Source organism: Phenylobacterium sp., assembly GCF_041920015.1.
Classification (GTDB): domain Bacteria; phylum Pseudomonadota; class Alphaproteobacteria; order Caulobacterales; family Caulobacteraceae; genus Phenylobacterium.
Genome location: NZ_JAYRST010000113.1, coordinates 1 through 7,489, shown reverse-complemented (window position 1 = coordinate 7,489; position 7,489 = coordinate 1). Strand labels below are relative to the sequence as shown.

Here is a 7,489-nt window from a genome sequence, read left to right as displayed (position 1 = left end):
GTGAGCGCGTGCAGGCCTACGAAGGCGTCTGCATCGGCCGTCAGGGCGGCGGCGTGAACGAGAGCTTCACCGTCCGCAAGATCTCCTTCGGCGAAGGCGTGGAACGCGTCTTCCCGCTCTACTCGCCGAACATCGAATCCATCGAAGTGAAGCGTCGCGGCGTCGTGCGCCGGGCGAAGCTGTACTACCTGCGCGACCGTCGCGGTAAGTCGGCCCGGATCGCCGAGCGTCAGATGACCGCCAAGGAAGCCCCGCCCTCGACCACCGAAGGCTAAGCCTCCCGAACATCCCTTCAAGACGGCGGCCGGAGCGATCCGGCCGCCGTTTTTCGTTCATGAATTCCTCTCGCGCTGCGCGGAGCTGTCGCACATGGCGCTGACGGGAGCCTCCATCACCCGCGCCACGCTCTCCTCCAGGCTCGGCGTCCCGGCGATCTCGATCACCGGACACGGCAAGCCCGCCAGCCAGGCGCGGTGACGCTCCAGGCTGCGGCCCGGAAAACCCGGCGTATCGTAGCCGCGCGCCCATTGGATGAACTCCAGGTGCTGCGCATGCATCGCCCCGCCCGGCTCGATGGCCGAGCCATAACGCTCCCGTTCGCGCGCCATCAGCCGCTCCAGCCGCACCGGCGCCGGCACGTGCAGGAAGACGGCGAGATCGAGGCGGGGACTGAACACCTCGCCCCAACCCATCATCGAGCCGGAGATGACCCAGTCCGGCCGCCCGGCCATCTCCGCCTCCATCAGGGCGATGCGCTCGGCCTCGGGCCGCTTGGTCGTGAACGGCGGGTCGGTCGCCTCCCAGAAGAAGCGGTCGGTATCGAGATGCGCCGCGTCAAGCCGCTCGGCCAGGGCCGCGCCCAGGGTCGTCGTGCCGGACGACGAGGCGCCGAGGACATGGATGCGCATCAGACGCCCCGCCCCTCGGCCAGGAACGCCTGGAAGCCGGCCACCAGATGATCGAACATCAGCCGCATGCGGCGGTGCCCTTTGAGATTTTCGTGCATGGCGATCCAGACCTCCAGCTCGAACTCGAAGGCCTCGGCCAGCACCGGCGTCAGGCCATAGCGGCGGGCGAGCTGGTGCTGGCAGGTCCCGATCCCGAGGCCGGCGCGGACCGCGGCGATCTGGGCCAGGTCGTTGTCCGAGCGGAAGGCGAACAGGTCGCGGCTGATCTCCCAGGGCAGGGCCAGGTCCTTCAGCGCCTCGATCGGCGGTGCGACACGGTCGAAACCGATCATCGCATGCTCGCGCAGACCCGCGAGATCCTGCGGAATCCCTTGGCGGGCCACATAGTCCGGCGCGGCGTAGAACCCGACGCCCAGACTCCCGACCTTGCGCGCCAGCAAGGCCCCCTGCGTCGGGCGCATCATGCGCACGGCGATGTCGGCGTCGCGCCGCGACAGGTCCTCGGTCTTGTTCGACAGCACCAGTTCGATGTCGATCTCCGGATGGCGCCCGTGGAACGCGCCCAGGATCGGCGGCAGCACCTCGGCGCCGATGATCTGGCTGGCAGTGATGCGGATCGCGCCCTTCAGGCTGTCGGCCGAGCCCGAAGCGTCGCGCAGGGCGGCCGCCGCGGCTGCATGCATCTCGGCCAGGTGCTGTTCGAGTTGTCGGGCGAGATCGGTGGGCGTCAGGCCGCGCGGCGAGCGCAGGAACAACGGCGCCCCCAGCTTCTGCTCCAGCGCCTCGATATGGCGTCCCAGCGTCGGCTGGGTCAGGCCGCGCGACTTTGCGGCCGCAGACAGGCTGCCGGCCTGGAGGACCGCATGAAGGCTCTGGAAAAGGTCCCATTCGGCGTTCGCCATGCAGCTATGAATAGCTGATCTGCAAAGTTCGGCAATTGCGGGCAAGCGCTGGACTTTGCCCCCGGTCGAGAACTAGATGCCGCCCATGGTTGGCAAGACGCTTTACGACAAGATCTGGGATGCGCACGTCGTCGAGGAACAGGACGGCGAGACCATTCTATACATCGACCTGCACCTTATTCATGAGGTGACCACGCCGCAGGCCTTCGCCGGCCTTCGCGCCAATCACCGGCCCGTGCGCCGGCCCGACCGGACGCTTGCGGTCGCAGACCACAACATCCCGACGCAGGGCCAGGCCAAGGGCGTCGCCGCCGTCGCCGACGACGAGGCGCGCGTGCAGCTCCAGACCCTGGAGCGGAACGTCAAGGACAACGGGATCGAATTCTTCCCGATGGGCGACATCCGCAACGGCATCGTCCACGTGGTCGGGCCCGAGCAGGGCCGCACCCAGCCGGGCATGACCATCGTCTGCGGGGATTCCCACACCTCGACCCACGGCGCTTTCGGGGCCCTGGCCCACGGCATCGGCACCTCCGAGGTCGAGCACGTGCTGGCGACCCAGACCCTTCGTCAGAAGAAGGCGAAGAACATGCGTGTCACCGTCGACGGGACCCTGGCCCCCGGCGTCGGCGCCAAGGACATCGCGCTCGCCATCATCGGCGAGATCGGCACCGCCGGCGGCACCGGCTACGTCATCGAATACGCCGGCGAGGCGATCCGCGGACTGTCGATGGAAGGCCGCATGACCCTGTGCAACCTGACCATCGAGGGCGGGGCCCGCGCGGGCCTGGTCGCGCCCGACCAGACCACCTTCGACTACATGGCCGGCCGGCCGGCCGCGCCCAAGGGCGGCGCCTGGGAGATGGCCAAGGCCTACTGGACGACCCTCTATTCCGATGCGGACGCCGTCTTCGACCGCGAGATCGTGCTGGACGCCGCCAAGATCGCCCCGCTGGTCACCTGGGGCACCTCGCCCGAGGATGTCATCGCCGTCACCGACGTCGTGCCCAGCCCCGAGGCCTTTGCGAGCCCCGACAAGCGCGCCAGCGCCGAGCGGGCCCTGGACTATATGGGCCTGACCGCCGGCCAACCGATCACCGAGGCGAAGATCGATGTGGTCTTCATCGGCTCCTGCACCAACAGCCGCATCGAGGACCTGCGCGAAGCGGCCAAGGTGGTCCAGCACGCCTTCGTCCACGGCAAGATGGTCGCTCCGCACGTGCGGGCCATGGTCGTGCCGGGCTCGGGCCTGGTGAAGGCCCAGGCCGAGGAGGAAGGCCTCGACGCCATCTTCAAGGCGGCCGGTTTCGACTGGCGCGAGCCGGGCTGTTCCATGTGCCTGGGCATGAACCCCGACCGCCTGGCGCCGGGCGAGCGCTGCGCCTCGACCTCGAACCGCAATTTCGAGGGCCGCCAGGGCCGCGGGGGCCGGACCCACCTGGTCAGTCCGGGCATGGCCGCGGCGGCCGCCATCGCCGGCCACATAGCCGACGTCAGGGATTTCATTTGATGATGAGCGCCCGCACCAGCTTCCTCGTCTGGTGGGGGCTCCCCATCCTCTGCGCTGGGATAGGCGCGGGCGCCGCCGCCTTCATGGGCCAGGGCGGGACCTTCGGCGTCCGGCCGGGCCAGATCGGCCCGCTCATGCTGCTCGGCGGCTATCTGGCCGCCGTCGGCCTGCTGGCGGTGATCTTCCGCGTTCGTCAGAGCCAGGCGGCCTTCGACGACCGCGACCGCTTCGACAAGCCGGTGGAGGCCGCGCTGGTCGCCCTGTGCGCGCCGATCCTGGCCCTGGGGATCTGGGTGTTCGCCAACGGCTTCCTCGGCGACTTCGGCCCCATCCGCACCGTCTCCGGCAAGCTGGCCAGCATCGACCAGATCGGCGCCTTCGGCCGCAGCTACGGCATCGCGCTCGACAGGTCGCCACGCCCGCTGATCCTGGAATGCCGCCTTCGCCGCAATTGCGGCAGCCCGGTCCCGCTGATGCGCCTGCAACCAGGCTCGGCGGTCGAGATCCACGTATTGAAGAGCGCCGTGGTCGGCCTCTCGGCGAACGGCCGCACCCTGGTCGACCCGAACTCCCAGCGCCGCGCCAGGCTGCTGCTCGGCGGGGCCGCGCTCGCCGGCATGGTCTTCTACAGCCTGGCCTTCGCCGCCGCGTCCTTCCGGCTGCTGTTCGGGCGGGACGAGCGCGAGGAGGAAGAGGCTTGGCGGGCATGATTTCCGCGCTCGACCATGTCGCCCTGGCCGTCCGCGACCTGGACGCCGCCGTCGAGGCCTACAGGCGGCTGCTCGGCCGCGAGCCCAACTGGATCGGCGGCGACGGCGGGGCGCGCCACGCCTGGTTCCAGCTTCCCAACATGGCGCTCGACGTCATCGCCCCCCATGGCGAAGGCGCCTTCGGCGACACCATCCGCGCCCATCTCGACGCCAGGGGCGAGGGCGTCTGGGCCATCGCCTTCACCACTCCCGACATCGAAGCCGCCCACGCCCTGCTGACGCGCCGCGGGATTCCCGGCTCTGCGCCCCGCTCGGTGCGTTCGACCCATGACGACGGCCGCAAGCGCTACTGGACGACCTCGACCCTGGACGCCGCGGCGACCGGCGGCCTCAACGTCCTGCTGACCGCCCCGCCCCGCGACGGGATCGCCTGGCCGCAGTCGGAGGCGACCGGCCCCGGCGAGATCACCCGCCTCGACCACGTCGTCGTCCACACGCCAAATCCCGACCGGGCGCTCGCCGTCTACGGCGCCAAGCTCGGCCTCGACCTGCGTCTCGACCGCTCCAACCGCGACTGGAAGGTCCGGCAGCTTTTCTTCCGCTGCGGCGAGAGCGTGGTGGAGTTCGGCGCGAGCCTCGACCGGCCGGTTTCCGACGCGCCCGATCGCTCCGGCGGCCTGGCCTGGCAGGTGGCCGACATCGAGGCCGCCCACGCCCGCATCGCTTCGGCAGGTTTCGACGTTTCCGACGTGAAAACCGGCCGAAAGCCCGGCACCCGCGTCTTCACCGTACGATCGGGCGTTGTGTCCGCCCCCGCCCTGGTGATCCAGCAGGGCGAGCAAGCCTCGACCTGAACCGATCCTCTGCTAAAGACCAAGCCATGCAAGCCTTCACCCGCCTCGACGCCAAGATCGCCCCGCTGCCGCTGGCGAACATCGACACCGACCAGATCATCCCCAAGCAGTTCCTCAAGACCGTGGAACGCGAGGGCCTGGGCCGCGGCCTGTTCTACGACTTCCGGTTCGACGAGAACGGCGAGGAAAAGAGCGACTTCATCCTCAACCGGCCCGAATACAAGGGCGCGGGCGTGCTGGTCGCCGGCGACAATTTCGGCTGCGGCTCCTCGCGCGAACACGCGCCCTGGGCGCTGATGGACTTCGGCATAAGCTGCGTGATCTCCACCAGCTTCGCCGACATCTTCTATAACAACTGCTTCCAGAACGGCCTCCTGCCCGTCGTGCTCGCCGCCGACGAGGTCCAGGCCCTGATGGACGAGGCCAAGGGCGGCAACCACATGGTCACCGTCGACCTCGAGCAGCAGAAGGTCGTCTCGCCATCCGGCAAGACCTTCAGCTTCCAGATCGACCCGGCCCGCAAGGACAAGATGCTCAAGGGCCTGGACGCTATCGGCGAGACCTTGCAGGCCGCGCCGTCCATCGACGTCTTCGAGGGCAAGCGCGCTGTAAGCCAGCCCTGGCTGGAGCGGGCGTGACCCTGATCATCGCCGGGACCGTGCGGGTTCCGCCCGAGGCCCTGGACGACTTCCGCCCGCACATGGCCGCCATGCTCGACGCCAGCCGCGCCGAGGACGGCTGCCTCGAATATTCCTACGCCGAGGACGTGCTGGACCGGGGCCTGATCCGGGTGTTCGAGGCCTGGCGCGACCAGGCTGCGCTCGATGCGCATTTCAAAACCGCGCATATGGCGACCTGGCGCAGCCATTGGCCGAGGTTCGGGGTTTCCGATCGCCGCCTATTCGCCTACGAGGTCGCCTCCGAACGCCAACTCTAGGCGCGTGATCTCTAGCGAGGGTTCCGACATGACTGACCTGCTGCTCCTGCCTGGCGACGGCATCGGCCCGGAAGTGACGGCGCAGGTCCGGCGCGTCGCCGAGGCCCTGACCCCCGACCTCGTCATCGAAGAGCGCCTGTTCGGCGGCGCCAGCTACGACGCCCACGGCCTGCCCCTGACCGACGAGACCCTGGCGGCCGCCAAGGCGGCCAAGGCCGTGCTGATGGGCGCGGTGGGCGGGCCGAAGTGGGCGAACGCGCCGCGCGACAAGCGCCCGGAGGCAGGCCTGCTCAACCTGCGCGCCGGCATGGAAGTCTTCGCCAACCTGCGCCCGGCCCTGTGCTTCAACGCCCTGGCCGACGCCTCCAGCCTCAAGCGCGAGCTGGTGCAGGGCCTGGATTTCATGATCGTCCGCGAACTGACCGGCGGCATCTATTTCGGCTCCCCGCGCTTCATCGAGGAGTTGCCGGAAGGCGGCAAGCGCGCCGTCGACACTCAGGTTTACACCACCGCCGAGATCGAGCGCGTGGCGCGCGTGGCCTTCGAGCTGGCGCGCGGGCGCCGCAACAAGGTCCACTCGGCCGAGAAGTCCAACGTGATGGACAGCGGCCTGCTGTGGCGCGAGGTGGTCACCGACCTGCACAAGCGCGAATACGCCGATGTCGAGCTGGAACACATCCTGGCCGACAACGCGGCCATGCAGATCGTCAAGAACCCCAAGCAGTTCGACGTCATGGTCACCGACAACCTGTTCGGCGACATCCTCTCGGACGCCGCGGCCCAGCTCACCGGCTCGCTCGGCATGCTGCCTTCCGCCGCCCTCGGCGCGCCGGGCAAGCCTGGGCTCTATGAGCCGATCCACGGGTCGGCCCCCGACATCGCCGGCCAGAACCTCGCCAACCCGCTGGCGGCGATCCTGTCGCTGGAAATGGCCCTGCGTTGGTCGCTGAACCGGGCCGAGGACGCCGACCGGCTCTACGCCGCCGTCGTCAAGGCTCTGGAAGCCGGCGCGCGCACCCGCGACCTTGGCGGCGCGCTGACCACCGTCCAGATGGGCGATGCGGTCCAGGCCGCCCTCTGACCGTCTTTTCGGCCCCGATGCGTGGCGTCCGGGGCCGAAAATTCCATCCGCGGCGAACAAACGCAGCCTCACCCGATTGCATTTTTCCGCAGGATGGGACATGGGGACACACGCATGAGCTACCTTAAGAACAATAGTTTCCAAGACCGCGCGTCCGCGTCCCTCGAAGCCAAAAAGGCTCTTCTGGCCAAGATGAAGGTGAAGCCCACCGTCACGGCCCCCGACGACGGACCCGACCGCGCCGCCATCAAAGCCGCCGAACTGGCCGAACTGCGTGCCAAGCGCGAAGCCGAGCGCGCCGAACGCCGTCGCGTCGCCGCCGAGGCCGACGCCCTGCGCCGCGAGATCGAGGCGTTCAACGCCGAGACCGCCGAGCTTGAGTTGCGCACCAAGCAGAAAGCGGCCCGCGACGCGCGCTACGCCGCCCGCAAGCAACGCCGCAAATAGGGCGGCCCGCCTTCCGCTAGATCGTGCTTGGATTTGATTGAATCGCGGGATTCCGGTTTTGGGCGGATCGTGATTCAAGATGTGGGCTGGGCGGAGGCCAGCCTGCATGGTTCGACCCTATTCGATGGATCTGCGAGAGC

Annotated in this window: 10 protein-coding genes; 8 read left to right on the top strand and 2 right to left on the bottom strand. The window is 68.9% G+C overall.

Annotated features, from left to right (window positions below; all coding sequences use genetic code 11):
* The coding region (rplS, locus tag ACE3TL_RS15960; RefSeq protein ID WP_374579654.1) for a 50S ribosomal protein L19 at positions 1–275 on the top strand (275 nt) is incomplete at its 5' end.
* Between the two features lie 57 nt (positions 276–332).
* Here rplS and ACE3TL_RS15955 read toward each other — a convergent pair.
* Together ACE3TL_RS15955 and ACE3TL_RS15950 are read right to left on the bottom strand one after the other, a co-directional pair.
* Entirely contained in the window at positions 333–908 is a 576-nt protein-coding gene (locus ACE3TL_RS15955) for a hypothetical protein (RefSeq protein ID WP_374579653.1), read from the bottom strand.
* Positions 908–1,810: a LysR family transcriptional regulator gene (locus tag ACE3TL_RS15950; protein WP_374579652.1), complete on the bottom strand. Its 903-nt coding sequence runs from the start codon at positions 1,808–1,810 to the stop codon at positions 908–910. The genes ACE3TL_RS15955 and ACE3TL_RS15950 overlap by 1 nt, the downstream gene beginning before the upstream one ends.
* An 85-nt stretch (positions 1,811–1,895) precedes the next feature.
* Here ACE3TL_RS15950 and leuC point away from each other — a divergent pair, with 85 nt between their 5' ends.
* The 7 genes from leuC to ACE3TL_RS15915 all read left to right on the top strand — a co-directional run bounded on the left by leuC (position 1,896) and on the right by ACE3TL_RS15915 (position 7,349).
* Positions 1,896–3,320 (top strand): 3-isopropylmalate dehydratase large subunit, encoded by a 1,425-nt coding sequence (gene leuC / locus ACE3TL_RS15945; protein WP_374579657.1) that lies wholly within the window; start codon positions 1,896–1,898, stop codon positions 3,318–3,320.
* Positions 3,320–4,030, top strand: coding sequence for a hypothetical protein (locus tag ACE3TL_RS15940; protein ID WP_374579651.1), 711 nt, complete (start codon positions 3,320–3,322; stop codon positions 4,028–4,030). The genes leuC and ACE3TL_RS15940 overlap by 1 nt, the downstream gene beginning before the upstream one ends.
* Positions 4,027–4,884, top strand: a complete 858-nt coding sequence (locus tag ACE3TL_RS15935; protein ID WP_374579656.1) for a VOC family protein — start codon at positions 4,027–4,029, stop codon at positions 4,882–4,884. The genes ACE3TL_RS15940 and ACE3TL_RS15935 overlap by 4 nt, the downstream gene beginning before the upstream one ends.
* 26 nt (positions 4,885–4,910) lie before the next feature.
* Complete coding sequence (gene leuD / locus ACE3TL_RS15930) at positions 4,911–5,522, top strand: 3-isopropylmalate dehydratase small subunit (protein ID WP_374579650.1); 612 nt, start codon at positions 4,911–4,913, stop codon at positions 5,520–5,522.
* Positions 5,519–5,821, top strand: coding sequence for a putative quinol monooxygenase (locus ACE3TL_RS15925; RefSeq protein WP_374579649.1), 303 nt, complete (start codon positions 5,519–5,521; stop codon positions 5,819–5,821). The genes leuD and ACE3TL_RS15925 overlap by 4 nt, the downstream gene beginning before the upstream one ends.
* A 28-nt stretch (positions 5,822–5,849) precedes the next feature.
* Positions 5,850–6,902, top strand: a complete 1,053-nt coding sequence (gene leuB / locus ACE3TL_RS15920; protein WP_374579648.1) for a 3-isopropylmalate dehydrogenase — start codon at positions 5,850–5,852, stop codon at positions 6,900–6,902.
* Positions 6,903–6,995: 93 nt separating this feature from the next.
* A complete protein-coding gene (locus ACE3TL_RS15915) occupies positions 6,996–7,349 on the top strand; it encodes a DUF6481 family protein (protein WP_374579655.1) in 354 nt (117 codons plus the stop codon).
* Positions 7,350–7,489 lie beyond the last annotated feature (140 nt).

Bases quoted from the DNA above. Each gene is read 5' to 3' on its own strand.
- ACE3TL_RS15915 (WP_374579655.1), top strand. From the start codon at position 6,996: ATGGGACATGGGGACACACGCATGAGCTACCTTAAGAACAATAGTTTC.
- ACE3TL_RS15935 (WP_374579656.1), top strand. From the start codon at position 4,027: ATGATTTCCGCGCTCGACCATGTCGCCCTGGCCGTCCGCGACCTGGAC.
- leuB (WP_374579648.1), top strand. From the start codon at position 5,850: ATGACTGACCTGCTGCTCCTGCCTGGCGACGGCATCGGCCCGGAAGTG.
- leuD (WP_374579650.1), top strand. From the start codon at position 4,911: ATGCAAGCCTTCACCCGCCTCGACGCCAAGATCGCCCCGCTGCCGCTG.
- ACE3TL_RS15955 (WP_374579653.1), bottom strand. From the start codon at position 908: ATGCGCATCCATGTCCTCGGCGCCTCGTCGTCCGGCACGACGACCCTG.
- ACE3TL_RS15940 (WP_374579651.1), top strand. From the start codon at position 3,320: ATGATGAGCGCCCGCACCAGCTTCCTCGTCTGGTGGGGGCTCCCCATC.
- ACE3TL_RS15950 (WP_374579652.1), bottom strand. From the start codon at position 1,810: ATGGCGAACGCCGAATGGGACCTTTTCCAGAGCCTTCATGCGGTCCTC.
- leuC (WP_374579657.1), top strand. From the start codon at position 1,896: ATGGTTGGCAAGACGCTTTACGACAAGATCTGGGATGCGCACGTCGTC.